Origin of the sequence: Streptomyces sp. SLBN-31, from assembly GCF_006715395.1 — a bacterium.
GTDB lineage: Bacteria > Actinomycetota > Actinomycetes > Streptomycetales > Streptomycetaceae > Streptomyces.
Window position 1 is genome coordinate 2,333,063 of sequence record NZ_VFNC01000002.1, and the last position, 23,085, is coordinate 2,356,147.

The window sequence follows — 23,085 nt, forward strand, 5'->3', positions numbered from 1 at the left end:
CGCCTCGGGGAAGGCCGGCACGCTCGGCAGGTGGGCGCCCCCGCGGCGCCGGGCGACGGCCCCGGTGCGCGCCGCGTCGACGATCATGAGACCGGAGGATCGACGGCGACCGGACAGGTGGCGGGCTGTGACGGGGCGGCCACGCGGGCGTGCGGCCACCGATCGGGTCTCGGCCAGGTGTCCGCGCCTGTCGGGCATCAGGTGTTGTCGGGACTTGGTCAACACGCTTCAATGCGGGGGAACTCGGGGCCGTGAACGACGGCGTACGGATGTGAAGACGCCCCCGACGCCGACGGGGTGGCCCCGACCTTCGCACCAACCGGCCCGACCAGCCGTAGCGAGCATTCACAGAAAGGCCCCCTGCATGCCGCACGCCACACAGCACGCGGACGTCGCCGCCGTCGTCGGCGCGGAACTGGAATCGGCCCTGCGGGGCGGGCCCTTCCACGTCGCGTTGCGCGCCGCCATCGCCGCCCGCGGGCTGCCGCTGCAGCGCGTGCAGCACCATCTGTCGCGCCACGGGGTGAAGGTGGGCGTGACCAGCCTGAGTTACTGGCAGCAGGGCGCCCGGCGGCCACAGCGGCCGGAGTCGCTGCGGGCCGTGCGGGCCCTGGAGGAGATACTCCAGCTGCCGGAGGAGTCACTGATACGGCTGCTCGCCGAGACCGACGAACGGACCTGTGCCGAACGGCCCGCCGCCCGCTCGTACCGCTCCCTGGTCGCCGCCTCGGACGTCCTGGACCGGATGCTGACCGAGCTGCGCCTGCCGCCGGACGGCGGGCTGCACACCCTCGGGCACCACGAGCGGGTGCGCATCGGCCCGCGGCGCGAGCTGTCGGGGCGCGAGTCGCAGCACATCGTGCGCGCCCACAAGGACGGCATCGACCGTTTCGTCGCCGTCCACCACGGCGACCCGGGGTGCGCGCCGGAGCGCATGCGGGTGCACGCCCTGGAGAACTGCCGTACAGGACGCGTGCGCGCACACCACGACACCGGGGTCCTCGTGGCCGAACTGCTCTTCGACACCCGGCTGCGGGCCGGGGACACCTTCCTCTTCCGCTACTGCGTCGAGGACGGCACGGCCGGCGTCTGCCGCGAGTACGTCCGCGGGTTCGGGCCGGCCGGCGGGCAGTACGCCCTGCAGGTGCGCTTCGACGAACACGCGCTGCCGGTGCGCTGCCATCGCTTCGCCCAGCACTCCGCGGCCGCTCCGCGAGGCGGCCGCCAGGAACTCGTCCTCAGCGGCCACCACCACTCGGTCCACCTCGTCGAGCCCCGGGTGCGCACGGGGATCGTGGGCATCGGCTGGGACTGGGAGTGAGCTCTGGCCGAGAGCTGTCCCTCGACGCTCCGGGTGCGCGCTGCCTCAGGTGAGCGGGCCCGCGACGATCTTGCCGTTCGCCGTCCGCACCGAGAGTTCGCGCAGCGGCTCCGTGGCCGGGGAGCGCAGCACCTTGCCGGTCCTGGCGTCGAACTCGCTGCCGTGGCAGGGGCAGATCAGCGTCGTCCCCTCCAGCTTGTTGATCGGGCACCCCGCGTGCGTGCAGATCGTGCTGTACGCCTTCAGCGAGCCGTCCCCGGCACGGCTGACCACGACATTGTGGTCCCGGTAGAGCTCGGCACCGCCCGTGGCGACGTCCGATCCCGGGCCGAGTTCGACGGGCGCCGTCGGTGTGGTGGGTGCCCCTTCCGCCCCGGCCCCCGTCGCACAGGCGGCGAGTCCTGGACCGGCCACGGTCGTGAGGGCCGCGCCCCGCAGGACGGTACGACGGCTCGGGGAAGGGCGGGCAGGCATACGGTTCTCCGCTGGTGAGGGGCTGGTGCACGGCGACGATACTCCCGGGCGACCGCCGAACCGCTGGTCGGGGGTGGTGTGAGTTAAACGCTTGCGTAAGCGTTTACGTCGCGCGGGGAATGAGATACGTTCCGCCCTGGAGCGCGTGGTACGGACAGCCGGCCTCAAGCGCTCGGTACGGAGAGGAGGACGCGGTGCCGACCATGGCCGATGTCGCGCGGAGCGCCGGGGTGTCCGTGGCGACCGTCTCGCACGTCCTCAACGGCACCCGGCCGGTCCTGCCGCACACCCGGCAGTCCGTCCTGGACGCGATCGAGCGGCTGGGCTACACACCGAACAACCTGGCCCGTTCCCTGGTGACCTCCCGCACCCGGTCGATCGGTCTCGCGGTCTCGGCCATCAGAAACCCGTACTTCACGGAGATCCTCCAAGGCGTGGAAGCGGCCGCCCTGGACGCGGGCCACGGCCTGCTCATCGCCGACCCGCACGACGATCCCGCCCACGAGCGCACGGTCGTCCAGCTGCTGCACGAACGGCGCGTGGACGGCATGATCGTCGCTCCCTCGGCCGACCCACGCGAACTCATCGCCTACCTCGCGCGCCATGACGTACCGACCGTTTTCCTCGACCGGCTGGTCGACACGGCCGCGGCTTCGCCCGAAGGGGCTCCGGGGTCGGGTGACGGCGGCCTGCGCTTCGACCAGGTCTGTGCCGAGAGCGCGGAACCGACCGCACGGCTCGTCGCCCACCTCGCCGGACGCGGCCACCGCCGCATCGCCCTGATCGCCGGGCTGCCCGGCCTCAGCACCACCCGCGAGCGCATCGCCGGCTACCGGGAGGGGATCGCGGCCGCCGGCCTCCCCCACGACGAGCGTCTGCTGGCGCACGGCGACTCCGAGTCGGCCGGTGCCGAACGGGCCACGGCCGCCCTGCTGTCCCTCGCCGCCCCGCCCACCGCGCTCGTGACGGCCAACAACGCGATGACCCTCGGTGCCCTGCGCGCCCTGCGCGACCGCGGTCTGTCCGTGCCCGACGACATCGCGCTGTGCTGCTTCGACGACTTCCCCTGGGCCGATCTCTTCTCCCCGCGGCTCACCGCGATCGCCCAGCCCGGCAGGGAGATCGGCACCCAGGCGGTACGGCTTCTGCTGGACCGCCTCGCCGCACCGGACCGGCCCGCCCGCACCGTGCGGCTGCCCTGCGCCTTCGTCCACCGGACCTCGTGCGGGTGCCCGGAACCCGGTCCGGCGGCACCAGCCGACCGATCCGCGGAATCCGGGGAGTCCGGGGAGTCCGGGGAGGACGGACGGTCCGGGGAGGACGGACGGTCCGGGGAGTCGGAGCGGTCCGCCGAGTCCGAGCGGACCGGTGAGTCGGCGCGACCCGCTCACGCCGGCAGGTCCACGCAGTACCCGCAGTCCGCGCAGTTCGAGAGAGGAACCGTCTCGTGATCGTCGTCGCCGGTGAGGCCCTGATCGATCTGGTACCGCAGGGCACGGGTGCCCTCGCCGGGCTGAAGCCGGCGCTCGGCGGCGGCCCGTACAACACCGCCGTGGCCCTCGGCCGCCTCGGCTCGCCCACCGCGTTCTGCTCGCGTACCTCGCTGGACGCCTTCGGCGAGGCCCTCCTCGACGGGCTCCGGGAAGCCGGCGTGGACGTGTCGGCCGTGCAGCGCGGCCCCGAGCCGACCACGCTCGCGGTCGCGACGATCGACGGAAACGGCTCGGCCGCCTACTCCTTCTACGTCGAGGGCACCGCCGACCGGCTGTTCACCGCGCCTGCGACGCTCCCCGCCGGGACGCGCGCCGTGTCCTTCGGGACGTGCTCGCTCGTCCTGGAGCCCGGCGCGAGCGCCTACGAGGAGCTGATGCGAACGGCGGCCGAACAGGGCGTGTTCACCGCGCTCGACCCCAACATCCGGGCCGGGCTGATCCCGGACGCGGACGCCTACCGGGCGCGCTTCAAGAGCTGGCTGCCGTCGGTGTCCCTGCTGAAGCTCTCCGAGGAGGACGCCCTGTGGCTGGGCGGCACCCCGCGTGAGTGGCTGGCCGCGGGACCTTCGGCAGTGGTGATCACCCAGGGCGGTGACGGGCTGAGCGTCTTCACGGCGGACGGCGCGGTGCATTCCGTGCCGGGCGAGAAGGTCGAGGTCGTGGACACGATCGGTGCCGGAGACACCGTGAACGCGGCTCTGCTGCACGGTCTGGCCGCCCAGGACGCCCTGTCCGCCGAGGCACTCCTGGGGCTGGGCGCCGACGGGTGGACGAGGCTGCTGCGATTCGCGGCGCGGGCGGCCGCCGTCACGTGTTCCCGGGCGGGCGCGGAGCCGCCGTACGCCTCCGAACTCGGAGACCTGTGACGAACGGCGCCCCGCGGGGAACTCCCGCGGGGCGCCGTGCCTTCTCCGTCGTTCGGTGACCTCAGGCCTTGCGCGCCCGTGTTGTCTTCTTCGCGGGCGTCGCCTTCTTCGCGGCCGTGTTGTCGGCGGTCTTGGCCGTCGTGCTCCTGGTCGCCGCGGCCTTGGCCGTCGCCGTCCTCTTCGCCGTCGACTTGGCCGCGACCGTCTTCTTCGCCGCCGTCCTGCGCGGAGCCTTCACGGGGGCAGCGTCGCTGATCCGGTCGGCTCCGAGGACCTCGCGCAGGAACTTGCCGGTGTGGCTGGCCGGGACTCCGGCGACCTCCTCGGGCGTGCCCTCGGCGACGACGAGTCCGCCGCCGGCACCGCCCTCGGGACCCATGTCGACGATCCAGTCGGCGGTCTTGATGACGTCGAGGTTGTGCTCGATGACGATGACCGTGTTGCCCTTGTCGACCAGGCCGGACAGCACCTTGAGCAGCTTGCTGATGTCCTCGAAGTGCAGGCCGGTGGTCGGCTCGTCGAGGACGTAGACGGTGCGTCCCGTGGAGCGCTTCTGCAGCTCGCTGGCGAGCTTCACGCGCTGCGCCTCACCACCGGAAAGGGTGGTCGCGGACTGGCCGAGGCGGACGTAGCCCAGACCGACGTCGTTCAGCGTCGAGAGGTGACGGTTGATCGCCGGGACGGCCTCGAAGAAGTTCATCGCCTCCTCGATGGGCATGTTCAGGACCTCGGCGATGGACTTGCCCTTGTAGTGGACCTCCAGCGTCTCCCGGTTGTACCGGGCGCCGTGGCAGACCTCGCACGGGACGTAGACGTCCGGGAGGAAGTTCATCTCGATCTTGATCGTGCCGTCGCCCGCGCAGTTCTCGCAGCGGCCACCCTTGACGTTGAAGGAGAACCGGCCGGGCAGGTAGCCGCGGACCTTCGCCTCGGTGGTCTCGGCGAACAGCCTGCGGATGTGGTCGAAGACGCCGGTGTAGGTCGCCGGGTTGGACCGCGGGGTGCGGCCGATGGGCGACTGGTCGACGTGCACGACCTTGTCGACGAGATCGTCGCCGTCCACGCGCGTGTGCCTGCCGGGGACGTTGCGCGCGCCGTTCAGCTCGCGGGCCAGGTGCGTGTACAGGATGTCGTTGACCAGCGTGGACTTGCCGGAACCGGACACCCCCGTGACGGCCGTGAAGACGCCCAGCGGGAACGAGACGTCGATGTCCTGCAGGTTGTTCTCGCGGGCCCCGTGCACCGTGAGCCGGCGGGACGGGTCCTGCGGGCGGCGGATGTCGGGCAGCGGGATCGCCTTCTTGCCGGACAGGTACTGACCGGTCTGCGACTCGGCGTTGGCGAGCAGCTCCTTCAGTGAGCCGCTGTGCACGACCTTGCCGCCGTGCTCGCCCGCGCCGGGGCCGATGTCGACGACCCAGTCGGCGACCTTGATGGTGTCCTCGTCGTGCTCGACGACGATGAGCGTGTTGCCCATGTCGCGCAGCCGGACCAGGGTCTCGATCAGCCGGTGGTTGTCGCGCTGGTGCAGGCCGATGGACGGCTCGTCGAGGACGTACAGGACGCCCACGAGGCCGGAGCCGATCTGGGTGGCCAGGCGGATGCGCTGGGCCTCGCCGCCGGAGAGGGTGCCGGCCGCGCGGTTGAGGGAGAGGTAGTCCAGGCCGACGTCGACCAGGAAGCGCAGCCGCTCGTTGACCTCCTTCAGCACGCGCTCGGCGATCTTCTTGTCGCGGGCGGTCAGCTTCAGCTCGCCAAGGAAGTCCGCGCAGTCGCTGATGGACATCGCCGAGACCTCGGCGATCGACTTCCCCATGATCGTGACCGCGAGGACGATCGGCTTCAGGCGGGTGCCCTCACAGGTGGGGCAGGGCACCTCGCGCATGTAGCCCTCGAAGCGCTCCCGGCTGGAGTCGCTCTCGGCCTCGCTGTGCCGGCGCTTGACGAAGGGGACGGCTCCTTCGAAGGGCGTCGTGTACACGCGCTCGCGGCCGTACCGGTTGCGGTAGCGGACCTCGATCTGGGTCTTGTGGCCGTGGAGCAGGGCCTTCTTGGCCCGCTGCGGCAGGCCGGCGAAGGGGATGTCCGTCCGGAAGCCCAGCGCGTCCGCCAGGGCACCGATCAGGCGGCCGAAGTAGTCCTTGGTGTGACCGTGCGACCAGGGGTGGATGGCGCCCTCGTCGAGGGACTTGTCCTCGTCCGGGACGATCAGTTCCGGGTCGACCTCCATGCGCGTGCCGATGCCGGTGCACTCGGGGCAGGCGCCGAAGGGCGAGTTGAAGGAGAAGGAGCGGGGTTCCAGCTCCTCGAAGGACAGGTCGTCGTACGGGCAGTACAGGTGCTCCGAGTACATGCGCTCGCGCTCGGGGTCGTCCTCGGGGAGGTCGACGAAGTCGAGGACGACCATGCCGCCGGACAGGCCGAGGGCGGTCTCCACGGAGTCGGTGAGGCGGCGCTTGGCGGAGTCCTTCACCGTGAGGCGGTCGACGACCACCTCGATGGTGTGCTTCTCCTGCTTCTTCAGCGTCGGCGGGTTGGAGAGCTGGACGGTCTCGCCGTCCACGCGCGCCCGGCTGTAGCCCTTGGTCTGCAGGTCGGCGAAGAGGTCGACGAACTCGCCCTTGCGCTCCCGCACCAGCGGCGACAGCACCTGGAAGCGGCTCCCCTCCGGCAGCTCCAGGACCCTGTCCACGATGGCCTGCGGCGACTGGCGCGAGATCGGGCGGCCGCACTCGGGACAGTGCGGCTTGCCGATGCGCGCGAAGAGCAGCCGGAGGTAGTCGTAGACCTCGGTGATCGTGCCGACCGTCGAGCGCGGGTTGCGCGAGGTCGACTTCTGGTCGATGGAGACCGCCGGCGACAGACCTTCGATGAAGTCGACGTCCGGCTTGTCCATCTGGCCGAGGAACTGACGGGCGTACGAGGAGAGCGACTCCACGTAGCGCCGCTGCCCCTCGGCGAAAATGGTGTCGAAGGCCAGCGAGGACTTGCCCGACCCCGACAGGCCCGTGAAGACGATGAGCGAGTCGCGCGGCAGGTCGAGCGAGACATTCTTCAGGTTGTGCTCGCGCGCGCCACGGACGATGAGACGGTCGGCCACGCCGGTCCGCACCTTTCTTGAGAGAAGTGACAGGGGCGAGGCCCCCGTGTCTTCTCACACTAGGGGGAGCCACTGACAACGCCGGTCGGATTCCGGGTTGCATAACAATCCCCGGCCATCCAGCATGCCCGACGCCACTCCCGACCATATAGCACGTGCTTTCGATTTACGGCACTGCTTCACCACCTTCACCCAAAGGTGTGGCGAGGCTAGGGTCAGCACCATGATTGATCACGGTCATGACCTGGCGTCTGTACATGACGCGACGAACCGGCTGCTCACCGCAGCCGCCGAACTGGACAACGCGTCGGTGACCGAGCCGTCACGGCTGCCGGGCTGGACCCGTGGCCACGTTCTCGCGCACCTCGCCCGCAACGCCGACGCCCTCGTGAACGTCCTGGAGGGCCGCCCCATGTACGTTTCCGGCAAGGCCCGCGACGCCGACATCGAGCGTGACGCGCCGCGCCCCCTTCAGACACAGCTCGCCGATCTGCGCGAGAGCGCAGCCCGCTTCCAGGCGGCGGGGGCGGCACCCGCGGACTGGTCGCGGACTGTGGAGCTGCGCAACGGGGTCACCGACTCGGCGTCCCGGGTGCCGTTCCGGCGTTGGGCTGAGGTGGAGCTGCATCACGTGGACCTCGGCATCGGATACGAGCTGGAGGACGTGCCGGAGCAGTTCACGGAGCGGGAGATCGCCTTCCTGGCCGACCGCTTCTCGGGCCACCCGGACGTGCCGCCGACCCGCCTCATGGACGGCACGCGCGCGTGGCGGACCGGCCGGGAGGCGGCGGACGTGGAGATCACGGTGACGGGGCCGGCGCCCGAGCTGCTGGGCTGGCTCGCGGGGCGCCGGGACGGCTCCGGGCTGACGGTGCGGGGCGGCTCGCTTCCCGGACTGCCGCCGCTGTAGGGCGCGGGCCCCACTCGGCCGCGGGCGCGACCTTCGGCGGGGACTCCTGCGCCCTCCCCCGCTATAGGCTGACCGCCATGACGTACAGCGGACAGGTGACGGTCGGCGGCCCGGCGGACGTGCACGAGCTCAAGGACCTGATGATCACCAAGATCGCGGTCGGCCCGATGGACAACAACGCCTATCTGCTGCGCTGCCGGGCCACGGACGAGCAGTTGCTGATCGACGCGGCCAACGACGCGGACATCCTGCTCGGCATGATCGGTGACGACGGCATCGCCTCCGTCGTCACCACGCACCAGCACGGGGACCACTGGCAGGCGCTCGCCCGGGTCGTCGCGGCCACCGGGGCGCGCACGTACGCGGGCCGGGACGACGCCTCGGGCATCCCGGTGCCGACCGACGTCCTGGTCGACGACGGCGACACCATCCGGGTGGGGCAGGTGGAGCTCACCGCGCGCCACCTGGTCGGGCACACGCCGGGCTCGATCGCGCTCGTCTACGACGACCCGCACGGGCATCCCCATGTGTTCACGGGCGACTGCCTCTTCCCCGGCGGGGTCGGCAACACCCGGAAGGATCCGAAGGCGTTCGCGAGCCTGATCCGCGACGTGGAGACGAAGATCTTCGACGTGCTGCCGGACGAGACCTGGGTCTATCCGGGGCACGGCAACGACACGTCGCTGGGCGCGGAGCGACCCCACCTGCCGGAGTGGCACGCGCGCGGGTGGTGACGGTCTCCGGACGGCGCACAGGGGCGGAGGGTCGATCGATCCTCCGCCCCTGTGCGCCTCGGCCCGCTTGCCGCCTCGAGAGGACGGGCCCGTGACCCATGGGAGTCATGCCGTACAGCGCACGGAACGGCGAATGCGTCACGCACCCCTGGGCCGAAGTCCCGCACGCCTTGGGCCGAAGTCCCGCACCGCGTGGGCCGAAGACCCGCACCCCACCGTCGAAGTTCCGTACGCCCGCGCCGAGTCGGTGCGCGCCCCGTGTGAACCGTTCGCACGCGCCGGGGCCATGCGCGCGCTCCCGGCGCACTTGGTTGCGCGGTCAACTGGAAATCGCCCCGCTCAGGATGACGGCTCCTGCGCGGTACGGGCCGCCGGTCCACCCAACCCCGCCCTCGACCGGCGGCCCCGGCGTTCCACCGCGTGCGGCCGGAGCGCGTTCACAGGAATGCAACACCCGTTCCCAGTATGCGGACAGTTGCCGACGTGACCTCGACAAACGAGACGTCGGGCTGTCAATCTCCCGCCATGCATCTCGCCCCTCGCGCAATGCGCCGCGCCGTCGCCGCGGCAACCATCGTCCTGCTCGCCACAGCCGTCGGCTGCGCGCCGCAGCCGGAGGACAAGGCGAGCGACAACGCCTCGGGATCGACCGGAAGCACCTGCGCCAAGGGCAAGTTGGCCACCAAGACCTCCGGCAGGCTGACGATCGCCACCGACGAGCCCGCGTACGAGCCCTGGTTCAAGGACGACAAGCCGGCCAACGGCAAGGGCTTCGAGTCGGCGGTCGCGTACGCCGTCGCCCAGCAGCTCGGATACGCCAGGAGCGCGGTCGTCTGGCAGAGCGTTCCCTTCAACAAGGCCTTCGCTCCCGGCGAGAAGACCTTCGACTTCGACATCAACCAGGTGTCGGTCAGCGCCGAGCGCAAGAAGGCCGTGGACTTCTCGTCCGGCTACTACGACGTGCGTCAGGCCGTCATCGCGCTCAAGGGCAGCAAGGCCGCCAAGGCGACCGGCATCGCGGACCTCAAGGGCCTCAAGCTGGGCGCCCAGGTCGGCACGACAAGCCTGAACTACATCAGCGACGTGGTGAAGCCGTCGCAGCAGGCGGCCGTGTACTCCATGAACGACCAGGCCATCTCCGCTCTCAAGAACGGCCAGGTCGACGCGATCGTCACCGATCTGCCGACCGCGTTCTACGTCACCGCGGCCCAGGTGACCAACGCCAGGATCGTCGGCCAGTTCGAGAACCAGGGCACCACGCCCGAGCAGTTCGGGCTCGTCCTCGACAAGGGCAGCGCTCTCACGTCGTGCGTGTCGTCGGCGGTGGACGCCCTCCGCGAGGACGGCACGCTGGCGAAGCTTGAGAAGCAGTGGCTGTCCGACGCCGTCGACGCTCCGGTGCTCAAGTGACGCTCCTCAAGGACGACTCGGGCCGGGAAGGCGCGGACGGCGGGGGCGGCGCGCCGGGCGCGGACGAAGCGTACGTCCCCTCGGAGCGGCGTCTGGACCGGGAGCGTCACAAGCGTGCCCGCGCCCGCCGTGCGACCGCCATCGCCGCACTGTCCACCCTCCTCACGGCCGTCGTGCTGTACGTGGTCGTCGTCAACGCGCCCGGCTGGCCGCGCACCAAGGAGACCTTCTTCGACGCGCACTACGCGCGCGAGGCCTTGCCCAAGGTCCTCGAAGGGCTCTGGCTCAACGTCCGGTTGCTGCTCGTCTGCGGCGTGCTGGTGCTGGTCCTCGGCATGCTGATCGCCATCGCGCGCACTCTGCCCGGGCCGGTGTTCTTCCCGCTGCGGGCGCTCGCGGCCGCATACACGGACTTCTTCCGCGGCCTGCCGCTGATCATCAACCTGATGATCGTGATCTTCGGCGTACCCGCGCTGCGTCTGCAGGGCGTGACGGTCGATCCGGTGCTGCTCGGCGGTACGGCGCTGACGCTGACGTACTCCGCTTACGTGGCCGAGGTGTTCCGCGCGGGCATCGAGTCCGTCCATCCCTCGCAGCGGGCCGCGGCCCGCTCGCTGGGCCTGACCAACCGGCAGGCGCTGCGGTACGTGGTCCTCCCCCAGGCCGTACGCCGTCAGGTGCCACCTCTGCTCAACGACCTTGTGTCCCTCCAGAAGGACACCGGTCTGGTGTCGATCGGCGGCGCGATCGACGCCGTGCGGGCGGCCGACATCATCGCGCAGCGCAGCATGAACTACACGTCGTACATCGTCGCGGGACTGGTCTTCGTGGCGCTGACGATCCCCATGACGCGCTTCACGGACTGGGTGACGGCGCGGATGGACCGGCAGCGCGCTCAAGGAGGAGCGATATGAGCGACGCCCCCGTGCTGCGCATGGAGTCCGTGCGCAAGACGTTCGGCGGCTCCGTGGTTCTGCGGGACGTCGACCTGGAGGTCGCCCCCCACACGGTGACCGCTCTGATCGGTGCCTCGGGTTCGGGCAAGTCGACGCTGCTGCGGTGCGCGAACCTGCTGGAGGAGATCGACGACGGCGCCATCTGGCTCGACGGCGAGGAGATCACGGATCCGCGCGTCGACCAGGACGCCGTACGGCGCCGTATCGGCGTGGTCTTCCAGGCGTACAACCTGTTTCCGCACATGACCGTGCTGGACAACATCACCCTCGCCCCGCGGCGCGTCCACGGCGTGTCCCGCGAGGAGGCCGAGGAGCGCGCCGGAGAGCTGCTGGAGCGGCTCGGGCTCAGCGAGAAGGCCCACGCCTACCCGGACCGGCTGAGCGGCGGCCAGCAGCAGCGTGTGGCCATCGTGCGTGCCCTCGCCGTGCGGCCCCGGCTGCTGCTGCTCGACGAGATCACCGCCGCGCTCGACCCGGAGCTCGTCGGCGAGGTGCTCACCGTCGTGCGCGACCTGAAGGGCGACGGGATGACCATGGTGCTGGCGACGCACGAGATGGGCTTCGCCCGGGACGTCGCCGACCAGGTCTGTTTTCTGGACGGAGGTGTCGTCCTGGAACGAGGTACGGCCGAGCAGATCTTCGGCGACCCGCAGCAGGAACGCACACGGCGTTTCCTGCGACGCATCGTCGAGGCGGGGCGGCTGTAAGCGGCCTGGTAAGGGGCGCCCTCCTGGCGAGCGGGAGTTACGCCGGGCGCGATGCCTGCGCCGCGAGCGGGAGTTACGCCGCGCGCGATGGCTATGCCTCGGCCTGCGCGGGACCCGCCAGTGCCGCCACCCGCTCCACTCCGAAGACATATCCCTGGACACCGCAGCCGGCGATGACGCCGTCGGCGCGCAGCGACACGTAGGAGTGGTGCCGGAAGGACTCCCGCTTGTGGATGTTGGAGATGTGGACCTCCAGCACGGGCAGTCCGTCGCAGGTGTTGAGCGCGTCCAGGATCGCCACGGACGTGTGCGAGTAGGCGCCGGGGTTGATGACGATCCCGCAGTGGTTCAGCCGTGCCTCGTGGATCCAGTCGACCAGCTCGCCCTCGTGGTTGGACTGCCGGAAGTCCACTCGGCCGCCATGCGCGGCCGCGGCCTTGGCGCACAGGGCCTCCACGTCGGCCAGGGTGTCCTTGCCGTAGATCTCGGGCTGCCGCTGGCCGAGCAGGTTCAGGTTCGGCCCGTTGAGGATCATGATCGGGGCGTTGGCCAGGGTGCGGGGCACGGTTCCTCCGGTCCGGTCGGATAGAGCGATCCACGGGGACCACTGTTCGGACCCGGTCTATCACGGCGCCCCGGCAGCGGGTCTGCGGGGACGTTTCTACGGGTTGATCGCCAGCTCCAAGTAGGCCGCGAACAGCACGAGATGGACGCCTCCCTGCAACGGGGTGGCCCGTCCGGGCACCACCGTCAGGGAGGCCACCACCACGGTCAGGGCGAGCAGCACCATGTGGGTGGCGCCGAGTCCGAGCACCAGTGGGCCGGAGAGCCACACCGAAGCCAGGGCGACGGCGGGGATGGTCAGGCCGATGCTGGCCATGGCCGAGCCGAGCGCGAGGTTCAGGCTGGTCTGCACCCGGTCGCGGCGGGCGGAGCGCAGGGCGGCGATGGTCTCGGGCAGCAGCACCAGCAGGGCGATGATCACGCCGACGACGGCATGGGGCAGCCCGGCGGCCTCCACACCGGACTCGATCGTCGGGGACACGCCCTTGGCCAGGCCGACCACGCCGATCAGCGCGAGGCCGAGGAAACTCAGGCTGATCCACGCGGTGCGGGCGGTGGGTGCGTCGGCGTGGTCGTCGGCGGTGATCACGTCGCCCTGGCGGGGGATGGGCAGGAAGTAGTCACGGTGGCGCACCGTCTGGGTCGCGACGAACAGGCCGTAGAGGATCAGGGAGGAGATCGCGGCGAAGGTGAGCTGGATGGCGGAGAACTCCGGGCCGGGCCGGCTGGTGGTGAACGTCGGCAGGACCAGGCTGAGCGTGGCCAGGGTCGCGACGGTCGCGAGGGCGGCGCCGGTGCCCTCGGGGTTGAACACCGCGGTGCCGTGCCGGAGCGAGGCGACGAGCAGACTGATGCCGACGATGCCGTTGCAGGTGATCATCACGGCCGCGAAGACCGTGTCCCTGGCCAGGGTCGAGCCCTTGTCGCCGCCGTCTGCCATCAGGGTGACGATGAGGGCGACCTCGATGATCGTGACGGCGACCGCGAGGACGAGGGAGCCGAAAGGTTCCCCGACCCGGTGGGCGACCACCTCGGCGTGATGGACGGCGGCCAGCACGGCCCCCGCGAGGACCAGCGTCACCAGCGCGACGACCACGCCGGGGAGGTCACGCCCCCAGGTGAAGATCAGCAGGACGACCGCCAGAACCGGCACGAGAGACGTCCACTGGCTGGTGAGCGACCCGAGCCGAGCGATCATGGAGCGATCCTCGCAGAGGGGCACGGGCCCCGCATTCCGGTGGTACGGGGCCCGGATCGTGTCATGTGAGCTGTGTCATCTCCTGGACGTCGCAGTCGGTGAAGGACGGCGGCCGGGTGCACAACGCGGCCATCCGCTCGGCGAACTTGGAGGTCTCGGGGTCGTCGCTGTTGGCCATCGCCTGCTCGTACGAGTCGAACTCGATCACCACGAGGTAGCGGCCCGGCCGGTTCCTGTCCTTGAGGACGAGGCGGTGCGTGGGACCGCCGCTGCGGCCCGCGAAGCGTTGGTCCATCTCCTCGCCCAGCTTCCGCAGTTCCTCGATGCGGTCGGTCTCGAAGTCGATGATCTGTACGAACTTCTCCGGTGCGTCCACGGGTTCCTCCACCGGGCCATGGCTCTCCCGGGGTGGGATCGCCTGGCAACCAACGAAGCACCGGGAGCGATATGTTGCAATTCATCCCGTCTCGCTCCCGGTGCTGGTTGTTCCTACGCCGGTCGTCCTCAGACCTGGACGCCGTCCTTCGGAGCGCCTTCGCTCCCGGCCTGCGCCGCCTCGACCGCCGCCTGCTTCTTCGAGGCACGCAGGCTGGTGATCGTGGTGACGATCAGGACCGTGCAGATCACACCCAGGGAGACCGGTATGGAGATCTCCGGGACGTGCACGCCGGACTCGTGCAGGGCGTGCAGCACCAGCTTGACGCCGATGAAGCCGAGGATGATCGACAGGCCGTAGCTGAGGTGGACCAGCTTCCTGAGCAAGCCACCTATGAGGAAGTACAGCTGCCTGAGGCCCATCAGGGCGAAGGCGTTGGCGGTGAAGACGATGTACGGGTCCTGGGTCAGGCCGAAGATCGCGGGGATCGAGTCGAGGGCGAAGAGGACGTCCGTGGTGCCGATCGCCAGCATCACGACCAGCATCGGGGTCATGACCCGCTTGCCGTTCTGCTGGATCAACAGCTTGGTGCCGTGGTAGCGGTCGGCCACGCCGAAGCGACGCTCGGCGGCCTTGAGGAGCTTGTTCTCCTCGAACTCCTCTTCCTCCTCGCCGGCCCGGGCCTCCTGGATGAGCTTCCAGGCGGTCCAGATCAGGAAGGCGCCGAAGAGGTAGAACACCCACGAGAAGCTGGCGAGGATCGCGGCACCCGCGGCGATGAAGATCGCCCGCAGGACCAGGGCTATGAGGACGCCGATCAGCAGGACCCGCTGCTGGTACTGCGAGGGCACGGCGAACTTCGCCATGATCAGGACGAAGACGAAGAGGTTGTCGACGCTCAGGGACTTCTCGGTGATGAAGCCCGCGAAGAACTCGCCGGCGGGCTGTCCGCCCGCGAAGACGAACAGACCGAGTCCGAAGAGCCCGGCGAGGGCGATCCAGACGATCGTCCAGATCCCCGCTTCCTTGATCGACACGTCGTGCGGTTTGCGGCCGATGAAGAAGTCGACCGCGATCAGGGCGGCAAGGCCCACGATGGTCAGAACCCACAGGTTCACGGAAACATCCACTGCGCCTCCGGCAGGACGGAACGGCCAATTACCAGCGTCGTCGCGCTGCCGGAGGTCTCTTCCACCCACGGTGGGCCGACGCCCCGGGATCCGATCGGATCCGTATTGACGGGTACGCCGCAGTCGACAGGGAGTACTCCCCTCCGTGGGAACAACCGTACCCCAATCACCAAGGAAAGGTAAAGTGATTGGCAAAAGAAAGGTCAAAGCAGCAGCTCAGAGTCGCTTTACGTGTACTTGGTACGGGCTGCCGCCACCAAAGTGAGCACCTGCTGCAGGACCTGGCTCCCGGGCGGTACGAGCGCGGGCTCGAACGTCCAGGCGTGGCCGACCCAGGGGTCGGCGAGGTGGTCGTCGGGCACCGGCGTCAGTCGCAGCAGCGAACGCCACAAGGGGTCGAGCAGGGGCCCGTAGCTCGAGGCCTCCTCCCGGTCCGCGACCATCATCAGGTGGACACCGACGGCGGGGCCCTCGTCCGCGAGGTAGCGCAACTGGTTCACGGCCCTGTCGTCGAAGCCGTGCGGGAAGTCGTTGACGATCAGCAGCTGCTCCGCCGTGTCGAAGCCGGGCGGCAGCGCGTCGGGGGCGCCGCCGCGCACCGCCATCTGCACCAGGTCGACGCGCTCGGTGAGACGGCCGAGGACGTCCGCCACGCCGGCGGCACCCAGCGCGGGCGGGGCCCCGAGCACACCGGTGCGCACCAGCGGTGCGAGAGCCCGCGCGCCCGAGCCCGCCGGGTCCACGACGTGCACGGCGAACTCGCCGGCGGGATAGACGGCCAGCAGACGGGCCGCGAGCGCGACCGCCGTCTCCATGGCGAGGTGCCCCAGTCCCGCGGCGTCGGCGAACGACTCGTCAAACAGCTCGGAGCGTCCGCTGTCGATCCAAAGACCCCGCTCCAACGGCAGCCGCACCAGCATCGGGATGCGCAGCAGCCCGCTCTCCGGTAGATGGAGATCGCCCACGCGGACGGCCATCGGGAGCTCCATCGGCACCCGGTAGCCGTGCCAGACGGGGTTGTCCCAGCGCGCGTACGCGGGCGGCAGCGCGGGCTCGACGACGTCGGCCTCGGCGGAGAGCTGGGCGAGGTCGCGGTCCAGGGCCGCCCGTGCCTGGTCGACGAGGTGCGCGTGCTTGGCCTGCGCCGCTTCCCGCGCGGCGTCGCCCTGTCCGCCGATCCTGCTGCGCGGGTCGGAAAGGGCCTGGTCGAGTTCCTTCTCCATCCGGGAGTCGGCGAAGTCGACGGCGCTGCGGTAGGCGGCGGTCGTGCGGGCCAGGTCCTCGAACATGCCCCAGACCTGGTTGTACAGCCGCTCGTCCATGGACCAGCCGGTCGCGTCGCCGGCGACGGGCTGCGCCGGTTGTCCCGGCGAGGCCGGGGGCGCCGTCGGGACGGGCGGCGGGGGTGCGGCGGGCCTGCGGCCCGGGTGGCTGTAGTCGATGGGGCCGGAGACGGTGGGCGCGGACGGCTGGGTGAGCGCCGAGGAATCCGGGGGCGTGAGGCCCTGCGGCACCGTGGGCTGCGCGGCGCCGGACGCGGGCGTGCTCTGCGGGCCGTAGGGAGAGGCGTGCGGTCCCGCTGCCTGCCGCGTACGGTCGCCGTCCGCGGTCCGCTGCGGGGGTGCCTGGACCGAGCGGGCCAGACTCTGGGCGACCGCCTCGTCGATGTGGCCCGCGAGGTGGTGGGCCTCGGGCAGGCCCTGGTCGGTGAGGAGTTCGGCGAGACCGCCGGCATATCCCTGCCCGACGGCGCGCACCTTCCAGGCGCCCTGCCGGCGGTAGAGCTCCAGGGCCACGACGGCCGACTCGGCGTCCAGACCGGTGATCGTGTAGGTGGCGACCTCGGTGCCGTCGAGCCCGGTGACGGCGACGAAGGGGGCGGCCACGGCGCCGAAGCGGGCCGGGCCCGCACCGCCCGCCGTGGGCAGCGCGAGCAGCACGTTGACCCGGTGGACGGCCTCCGGCATGGCGTCCAGGTCCACCGCGAGACGGTGGTCCGCGGCCGCCTGCCGGGAGACCTCAAGGCCCGGCAGGGTCGGCGCACCCGGGTGGGCCACCCATTCGGTGCTCCGCGCCTTGCCGTTTTCGTCGCCGAGCGTGGCCGAGGCCACGACCGGCGCGCCGGCCGAGACCCGGATCTCGAGTCGGGCCTGGGAGAGCGGGTGGTTCTGCCCCCGCACCAGCTCGGCCGCCATCGCCCTCGTCCCCCTGTGTCGCCGGTGTGCCGTGTGTAGCTCTTCGGGTGGTCCTACAGGACCGGCAGGATCGTCGGCATCAGGTCCTGGAAGGTGCGGCCGTTGGCCGGGGCGCCGATGGCCGTCATCGTCCAGCCCGTGCCCGAGCGGTGCACCTTCGCCATGATCTGGGCCGTGTAGGCACCGCCGCCCGCGAGCGTGTAGCGGGCCAGTTCCTGGCCGTTGGTCTCGTCGACGAGACGGCAGAAGGCGTTCTGCACCTCCTGGAAGGTCTGTCCCGTGAAGGAGTTCACGGTGAAGACGATCTGGTCGATGTGGACCGGGACGCGCGCGAGGTCGACGAGGATCGCCTCGTCGTCGCCGCCCTGGCCGACACCGCCGACGAGGTTGTCGCCGGTGTGGCGCACGGAGCCGTCGTCGCTCACGAGGTGGCGGAAGAAGACGACGTCCACGGGCTGCTTGTCGGCGAACAGGACGGCCGAGGCGTCCAGGTCGATCTCCCGCGTACGCGAACCGAACAGGCCGCGCCGGGGAGCCGCCTGCCAGCCGAGACCCATGCGCACCGCGGTCAGGCTGCCCCCGTCGTTCTTCTGCAGACTGATGGCCTGACCCTTGGTCATGTTGACGGTCACGCGCTGATTCCCCTCTCGAGCTGTCCCCTGTTGCCGCGGAGTCCGCGGTTGAGCAGAACCCTACGCAGGGGGACCGACGGTGCCGTACCCCGGCTCCCGCTTTGTGTCGGTCTTGCAACACAGTCGGCGGGCCGGGGCACGGGGTGGACCGGCGAGGTCAGGCCAGTCCCGCCTCCTTCATCTGGCGCAGTTCCTTCTTCATCTCGGAGACCTCGTCGCGCAGTCGGGCGGCGATCTCGAACTGCAGGTCCGCAGCGGCGGCGCGCATACGCGCCGTCATCTCCTCGATCTGCGCGGCGAGATCGGCCGCGGGACGGTCGGTCGGGACCGTCTCCCCGGCCTTGCCCTTGGCGGTCTTGGCACCGCCGGCCGCCTTGCCGCCGAGGGCGGGCACGGGTGCCTTGGCGGCCTTGCCGTCCTTGGACTTGCGGTAGCCGGAGCCGAGCAGCTGCTCCGTGTCGATGTCCTCGCGGGCGATCTGCGCCACGATGTCGTTGATCTTCTTGCGGAGCGGCTGGGGGTCGATGCCGCGCTCCGTGTTGTAGGCGACCTGCTTCTCCCGGCGGCGGTTGGTCTCGTCGATGGCCTTCTCCATCGCCGGGGTGATCTTGTCGGCGTACATGTGGACCTGGCCGGAGACGTTGCGCGCCGCGCGGCCGATGGTCTGGATCAGGGAGGTGCCGGACCGCAGGAAGCCCTCCTTGTCGGCGTCGAGGATCGCCACCAGGGACACCTCGGGCAGGTCGAGTCCCTCACGGAGGAGGTTGATGCCGACCAGGACGTCGAACTCGCCGGAGCGCAGCTCGCGCAGCAGCTCGACACGGCGCAGGGTGTCGACGTCGCTGTGCAGGTAGCGCACCTGGATGCCGAGCTCCAGGAAGTAGTCCGTGAGGTCCTCGGCCATCTTCTTGGTGAGGGTGGTGACCAGGACGCGTTCGTCCTTCTCCGTGCGCGTGCGGATCTCGTGCACCAGGTCGTCGATCTGCCCCTCGGTGGGCTTGACGACGACCTCCGGGTCGACCAGGCCGGTGGGGCGGATGATCTGCTCGACGACGCCGTCCCCGCGCGAGAGCTCGTACTTTCCGGGGGTCGCCGACAGGTACACGGTCTGTCCGATGCGCTCCTGGAACTCCTCCCACTTCAGCGGGCGGTTGTCCAGGGCCGAGGGCAGCCGGAAGCCGTGGTCGACGAGGGTGCGCTTGCGGGAGGCGTCGCCCTCGTACATGGCGCCGATCTGCGGGACGGTGACGTGCGACTCGTCGATGACCAGGAGGAAGTCGTCGGGGAAGTAGTCCAGCAGGGTGTTGGGCGGGGAGCCGGGCGAGCGTCCGTCGAAGTGCATCGAGTAGTTCTCGACGCCGGAGCAGGAGCCGATCTGGCGGAGCATCTCGATGTCGTACGTGGTGCGCATCCGCAGGCGCTGGGCCTCCAGGAGCTTGCCCTGCTTCTCCAGCTCGGCGAGGCGCTCGCCGAGCTCCTTCTCGATGTCGTTGACGGCCCGCTCCAGGCGCTCGGGGCCCGCGACGTAGTGGGAGGCCGGGAAGACGTACAGCTGCCGGTCGTCGCTGATGATCTCGCCGGTGAGCGGGTGGAGCGTGGAGAGGGCCTCGATCTCGTCGCCGAACATCTCGATGCGGACCGCGAGCTCCTCGTAGACCGGGAAGATCTCGATGGTGTCGCCGCGGACCCGGAAGGTGCCGCGGGTGAACGCCAGGTCGTTGCGCGTGTACTGGATGTCCACGAAGCGGCGCAGCAGCTCGTCGCGGTCGATCTCGTCGCCGACCCTGAGGGGGACCATGCGGTCCACGTACTCCTGCGGTGTACCGAGGCCGTAGATGCAGGACACCGAGGCGACCACGACGACGTCGCGGCGGGTGAGCAGCGAGTTCGTGGCGGAGTGACGCAGGCGCTCGACCTCCTCGTTGATCGAGGAGTCCTTCTCGATGTAGGTGTCCGACTGGGGGACGTACGCCTCGGGCTGGTAGTAGTCGTAGTACGAGACGAAGTACTCGACGGCGTTGTTCGGGAGCAGCTCGCGGAACTCGTTCGCCAGCTGGGCGGCCAGCGTCTTGTTCGGCGCCATCACCAGGGTGGGACGCTGGAGCTTCTCGATCATCCACGCGGTGGTGGCGGACTTGCCGGTGCCGGTCGCGCCGAGCAGGACGACGTCCTTCTCACCGGCCTCGATGCGCTTGGCCAGGTCGGCGATGGCCGCCGGCTGGTCGCCGCTGGGCTGGTAGGGGCTGACGACCTCGAAGGGCGCCACCGTGCGTTCGATGTTGGAAACGGGCCGCATGGCATCCACCGTACGACCCCCCACTGACAATGCGGTCCGATCAGCGGTTCTGTGGGGTGCGGGAGGCGCGGCGGCCCAGAGGCCGGACCGGTCGGTGGGGGTGGTGGGCCGGGTGGTGGACGGAGGGGTGGGCCGGCACGCCCGGCTTGTGCTCGACGGGACTCCAGTCGGGCTTGCCCATGACCATCAGCGGGTCGAACATCACCACCACGGCGGCGATCAGGAGGAAGGCGAGCGGTCCGATCAGCATCGGCCACAGCAGGGCCGCGGGCGACTCGCCGGACGTGGGGGCGGACGTGCCGTGGAGGTGGACGGTGAGGGCGGCCATGCCCGTGTAGTGCATGCCGCTGACGGCGAGACCCATGACGAGGCTCGCGCCCACGCTCCACAGGAACCCCCGGACCTGTCCCGCGGCCCACAGGGCGGCGGTGGCGGCGCACATCGCGATGACGACGGAGACGGCGACCGTGAACGTGTTGTACCCCAGCCTTCCGTTCAGGCGCATCGCGGCCATGCCCAGGTAGTGCATCGACGCGATGCCCAGGCCGGTGATCGTTCCGCCTGTGAACAGGGCGGTCCCCCTGGCGCCGCGGTATCCGACGATGAAGATCCCGACGCCCACCATCACGATGGCGACGCCCAGGCTGGCGAACGTCATCGCCTTGTCGTAGTGGAGGGGCGCCTGTCTGACCGTGAACCCCATCATCGCGACGAAGTGCATGGTCCATATGCCGGACCCGATCGCCGCCGAGCCCAGGGCGAGCCAGGCCGGGCGCGAGGAATGTGTAACGAGCATGGATCTGGTGGTGCAGCGCAGGCCGAGGGCGCCACCGAGGCAGGCCATGAGGTAGGCCACCAGCGGTGTGACGAGTCCGTAGCTGAATCCGTCGACCGTGCCTTGCATGCGCGGCTGCCCTTCCCGCCCTTTGCGTACCGGAACTACATGATTGCGCCCCCTCCCCCGACCGGCCGAGCGGTCAGGGCTGAGGCAGAGAGTATGACCCCCACCGGAACGGTCGAACGATTTTCCGGCAAAGAAACACGTCGTTGCCCCAGTTGTGCGGCACCAGTGAGCGGACTTGGGCAACTCCATTCAATGTGTGGTCATTGTGTACCCCGTCGGCGTTGACTCACTGCTGTCACAGTTGAGCTGTTCGTGATCGCTCGACGCGAGGAGTGCGTATGTACGCGCGCGCAGTTGTCGCCATCGTCACCGCGTTGCTGGGGGCCGCCGCCTTCCTGCTGCCCGGTTCCGACGCCCGGGCGGGCGACGGCGAGCCGCCCCTGGTCATCGCGCACCGGGGCGCCTCCGCCCGTGCGCCGGAGAACACCCTGGCCGCCATCGACAAGGCGGCCCGGATGGGCTTCTCCTGGGTCGAGAACGACGTTCAGCGCACCAAGGACGGTGAGCTCGTCGTCCTCCACGACGACAGCCTGCGGCGGACGACCGATGTGGAGGAGGTCTTCCCCGACCGCGCGCCCTGGAAGGTGAAGGACTTCACCGCGGCCGAGATCGCTCGCCTGGACGCGGGCGCCTGGTTCGCGCCCCGCTACGCGGGCACGCGCGTGCCGACGCTGGAGCAGTACATGCGCCGGGTCGAGCGCAATCACGAGAAGCTGCTGCTCGAGATCAAGAACCCGGAGCTGTACCCGGGCATCGAACGGCAGATCCTGAAGCTGCTGGGCAACGACGGCTGGCTCGACCATCGGCACCTGGCCGGCCGGCTGGTCGTGCAGAGCTTCAGTGCGGCCAGCCTGAAGATCGTCCACCACCTGAAGCCCGCGGTCACGACGGCCTACCTCGGTGCGCCGACCGTGGCCCACCTGCCCGAGTACGCGGCGTTCACCGACGGGATCAACCCCTCCCTCGGTGCGGTCTCGACGGGCTACGTCTCCACGGTGCACGCGTTCACGGGGCCGCACGGCAAGCCGCTGTCGGTCTTCGCGTGGACCGTCGACGACGCGGACGCCGCCCGTCGGGCGGCGCGGTACGGCGTCGACGGCGTCATCACCAACAAGCCCGACTTCGTCCAGGCGGCCCTCCAGTCGCCCTGAACGGCGGCCGGACGGGCGTTGTCAGTGCCGGGCCGTACCGTGGGCGCATGGACAGCGATGGGCGGTACGAACAGCAGGTCGTGTGGACGGTGGTCGGCACCGGGGTCGGTCCGCTGCTGCTCGCCGCGACCCGCGAGGGTCTGGTCAACGTCGTGTTCCACGCCACGGACGCGGTGCGCGACAAGGCGCTCGAGCGGCTCCGGTCGCGGCTGGGCGGCGAGCCCGTCGAGGCACCCGACTCCCCCCTGCTGGCCGAGGCGATACGACAGGTGGAGATGTACTTCGCGGGCGAGCGGCACGACTTCGACCTGCCGCTGGACTGGTCGCTGATCTCCGGCTTCAACCGGCAGGTGTTCCGCGAACTGGCGTCCGGCGTGCCCTACGGAGCCGTCGTCGGCTACGGCGACCTGGCCGGGCGAGTGCGGCAGCCCAGTGCGGCCCAGGCCGTCGGCGTGGCGATGGGTTCCAATCCGCTGCCGGTCGTGGTGCCCTGCCACCGGGTCGTGGAGAGCGACGGGGGCATCGGCGGGTTCGGCGGCGGGCTGGAGACCAAGCGGAAACTGCTCGCCCTGGAGGGCGTGCTGCCCGAGCCGCTGTTCTGATCCGCCCCGTCCCTCAAGCGACCGGTTCGGCGGCCCGAAAGGGGCACGTTCAGGGTGGCCGGGAAG

20 protein-coding genes are annotated in these 23,085 nt (G+C 70.3%); 10 read left to right on the forward strand and 10 right to left on the reverse strand.

Annotation, left to right across the window (positions count from 1 at the left end; all coding sequences use genetic code 11):
* Positions 1–364 precede the first annotated feature (364 nt).
* The gene (locus tag FBY22_RS30720) at positions 365–1,321 is read left to right on the forward strand and encodes a hypothetical protein (protein ID WP_142151235.1); all 957 of its coding nucleotides are present in this window, start codon (positions 365–367) and stop codon (positions 1,319–1,321) included.
* Between the two features lie 45 nt (positions 1,322–1,366).
* On the opposite strand, the gene FBY22_RS30725 is transcribed toward FBY22_RS30720, so the two are convergent.
* Complete coding sequence (locus tag FBY22_RS30725; protein ID WP_142151236.1) at positions 1,367–1,795, reverse strand: Rieske (2Fe-2S) protein; 429 nt, start codon at positions 1,793–1,795, stop codon at positions 1,367–1,369.
* Between the two features lie 194 nt (positions 1,796–1,989).
* Between FBY22_RS30725 and FBY22_RS30730 the strand changes: the two genes are divergently transcribed.
* Positions 1,990–3,246 carry a LacI family DNA-binding transcriptional regulator gene (locus tag FBY22_RS30730; protein WP_142151237.1) on the forward strand — a complete coding sequence of 419 codons (1,257 nt, stop codon included), beginning with the start codon at positions 1,990–1,992 and terminating at the stop codon, positions 3,244–3,246.
* Complete coding sequence (locus FBY22_RS30735) at positions 3,243–4,154, forward strand: carbohydrate kinase (protein WP_142151238.1); 912 nt, start codon at positions 3,243–3,245, stop codon at positions 4,152–4,154. Before FBY22_RS30730 ends, FBY22_RS30735 begins: the two co-directional genes overlap by 4 nt.
* Before the next feature lie 61 nt (positions 4,155–4,215).
* Here FBY22_RS30735 and uvrA read toward each other — a convergent pair whose 3' ends face one another.
* Entirely contained in the window at positions 4,216–7,254 is a 3,039-nt protein-coding gene (gene uvrA, locus FBY22_RS30740; protein WP_142151239.1) for an excinuclease ABC subunit UvrA, read from the reverse strand.
* A 223-nt stretch (positions 7,255–7,477) separates the two neighbouring features.
* On the opposite strand from uvrA, the gene FBY22_RS30745 reads away from it, so the two are divergent.
* The 5 genes from FBY22_RS30745 to FBY22_RS30765 all read left to right on the forward strand — a co-directional run bounded on the left by FBY22_RS30745 (position 7,478) and on the right by FBY22_RS30765 (position 11,971).
* Positions 7,478–8,164: a maleylpyruvate isomerase family mycothiol-dependent enzyme gene (locus FBY22_RS30745; RefSeq protein ID WP_142151240.1), complete on the forward strand. Its 687-nt coding sequence runs from the start codon at positions 7,478–7,480 to the stop codon at positions 8,162–8,164.
* A 77-nt stretch (positions 8,165–8,241) separates the two neighbouring features.
* Positions 8,242–8,898 (forward strand): MBL fold metallo-hydrolase, encoded by a 657-nt coding sequence (locus FBY22_RS30750; RefSeq protein WP_142151241.1) that lies wholly within the window; start codon positions 8,242–8,244, stop codon positions 8,896–8,898.
* 525 nt (positions 8,899–9,423) lie between these two features.
* Positions 9,424–10,308: an ABC transporter substrate-binding protein gene (locus FBY22_RS30755; RefSeq protein ID WP_142151242.1), complete on the forward strand. Its 885-nt coding sequence runs from the start codon at positions 9,424–9,426 to the stop codon at positions 10,306–10,308.
* The gene (locus FBY22_RS30760; RefSeq protein ID WP_142151243.1) at positions 10,305–11,222 is read left to right on the forward strand and encodes an amino acid ABC transporter permease; all 918 of its coding nucleotides are present in this window, start codon (positions 10,305–10,307) and stop codon (positions 11,220–11,222) included. The genes FBY22_RS30755 and FBY22_RS30760 overlap by 4 nt, the downstream gene beginning before the upstream one ends.
* Positions 11,219–11,971 carry an amino acid ABC transporter ATP-binding protein gene (locus FBY22_RS30765; protein WP_142151244.1) on the forward strand — a complete coding sequence of 251 codons (753 nt, stop codon included), beginning with the start codon at positions 11,219–11,221 and terminating at the stop codon, positions 11,969–11,971. Before FBY22_RS30760 ends, FBY22_RS30765 begins: the two co-directional genes overlap by 4 nt.
* A gap of 91 nt (positions 11,972–12,062) precedes the next feature.
* Here the strand turns inward: FBY22_RS30765 and aroQ are convergent, their stop codons facing one another.
* From aroQ to FBY22_RS30805, 8 genes are all read right to left on the reverse strand, one after another.
* Positions 12,063–12,536, reverse strand: coding sequence for a type II 3-dehydroquinate dehydratase (gene aroQ, locus FBY22_RS30770; RefSeq protein WP_142151245.1), 474 nt, complete (start codon positions 12,534–12,536; stop codon positions 12,063–12,065).
* Between the two features lie 96 nt (positions 12,537–12,632).
* Positions 12,633–13,733: a calcium:proton antiporter gene (locus tag FBY22_RS30775; RefSeq protein ID WP_142151246.1), complete on the reverse strand. Its 1,101-nt coding sequence runs from the start codon at positions 13,731–13,733 to the stop codon at positions 12,633–12,635.
* Positions 13,734–13,794: 61 nt separating this feature from the next.
* Complete coding sequence (locus tag FBY22_RS30780) at positions 13,795–14,109, reverse strand: hypothetical protein (RefSeq protein ID WP_142151247.1); 315 nt, start codon at positions 14,107–14,109, stop codon at positions 13,795–13,797.
* A 128-nt stretch (positions 14,110–14,237) separates the two neighbouring features.
* The gene (locus tag FBY22_RS30785) at positions 14,238–15,239 is read right to left on the reverse strand and encodes a TerC family protein (protein ID WP_142151248.1); all 1,002 of its coding nucleotides are present in this window, start codon (positions 15,237–15,239) and stop codon (positions 14,238–14,240) included.
* A 227-nt stretch (positions 15,240–15,466) separates the two neighbouring features.
* Positions 15,467–17,434 carry a TerD family protein gene (locus FBY22_RS30790; protein ID WP_142151249.1) on the reverse strand — a complete coding sequence of 656 codons (1,968 nt, stop codon included), beginning with the start codon at positions 17,432–17,434 and terminating at the stop codon, positions 15,467–15,469.
* 53 nt (positions 17,435–17,487) lie between these two features.
* Complete coding sequence (locus tag FBY22_RS30795; RefSeq protein ID WP_142151250.1) at positions 17,488–18,066, reverse strand: TerD family protein; 579 nt, start codon at positions 18,064–18,066, stop codon at positions 17,488–17,490.
* Positions 18,067–18,223: 157 nt separating this feature from the next.
* Positions 18,224–20,362, reverse strand: coding sequence for an excinuclease ABC subunit UvrB (gene uvrB, locus FBY22_RS30800; protein WP_142151251.1), 2,139 nt, complete (start codon positions 20,360–20,362; stop codon positions 18,224–18,226).
* Positions 20,363–20,402: 40 nt separating this feature from the next.
* A complete protein-coding gene (locus FBY22_RS30805) occupies positions 20,403–21,266 on the reverse strand; it encodes an MHYT domain-containing protein (protein WP_142151252.1) in 864 nt (287 codons plus the stop codon).
* 278 nt (positions 21,267–21,544) lie between these two features.
* On the opposite strand from FBY22_RS30805, the gene FBY22_RS30810 reads away from it, so the two are divergent.
* Positions 21,545–22,417, forward strand: a complete 873-nt coding sequence (locus FBY22_RS30810; RefSeq protein ID WP_142151253.1) for a glycerophosphodiester phosphodiesterase family protein — start codon at positions 21,545–21,547, stop codon at positions 22,415–22,417.
* Positions 22,418–22,464: 47 nt separating this feature from the next.
* Entirely contained in the window at positions 22,465–23,019 is a 555-nt protein-coding gene (locus FBY22_RS30815) for a methylated-DNA--[protein]-cysteine S-methyltransferase (protein ID WP_142151254.1), read from the forward strand.
* The last annotated feature ends 66 nt before the right edge of the window (positions 23,020–23,085 follow it).

Coding starts and splice junctions, on each gene's coding strand:
- FBY22_RS30790 (WP_142151249.1), bottom strand. CDS start 17,434: ATGGCGGCCGAGCTGGTGCGGGGGCAGAACCACCCGCTCTCCCAGGCC.
- FBY22_RS30815 (WP_142151254.1), top strand. CDS start 22,465: ATGGACAGCGATGGGCGGTACGAACAGCAGGTCGTGTGGACGGTGGTC.
- FBY22_RS30805 (WP_142151252.1), bottom strand. CDS start 21,266: ATGCAAGGCACGGTCGACGGATTCAGCTACGGACTCGTCACACCGCTG.
- FBY22_RS30725 (WP_142151236.1), bottom strand. CDS start 1,795: ATGCCTGCCCGCCCTTCCCCGAGCCGTCGTACCGTCCTGCGGGGCGCG.
- FBY22_RS30720 (WP_142151235.1), top strand. CDS start 365: ATGCCGCACGCCACACAGCACGCGGACGTCGCCGCCGTCGTCGGCGCG.
- uvrB (WP_142151251.1), bottom strand. CDS start 20,362: ATGCGGCCCGTTTCCAACATCGAACGCACGGTGGCGCCCTTCGAGGTC.
- FBY22_RS30810 (WP_142151253.1), top strand. CDS start 21,545: ATGTACGCGCGCGCAGTTGTCGCCATCGTCACCGCGTTGCTGGGGGCC.
- FBY22_RS30755 (WP_142151242.1), top strand. CDS start 9,424: ATGCATCTCGCCCCTCGCGCAATGCGCCGCGCCGTCGCCGCGGCAACC.
- FBY22_RS30765 (WP_142151244.1), top strand. CDS start 11,219: ATGAGCGACGCCCCCGTGCTGCGCATGGAGTCCGTGCGCAAGACGTTC.
- FBY22_RS30750 (WP_142151241.1), top strand. CDS start 8,242: ATGACGTACAGCGGACAGGTGACGGTCGGCGGCCCGGCGGACGTGCAC.
- FBY22_RS30745 (WP_142151240.1), top strand. CDS start 7,478: ATGATTGATCACGGTCATGACCTGGCGTCTGTACATGACGCGACGAAC.
- FBY22_RS30775 (WP_142151246.1), bottom strand. CDS start 13,733: ATGATCGCTCGGCTCGGGTCGCTCACCAGCCAGTGGACGTCTCTCGTG.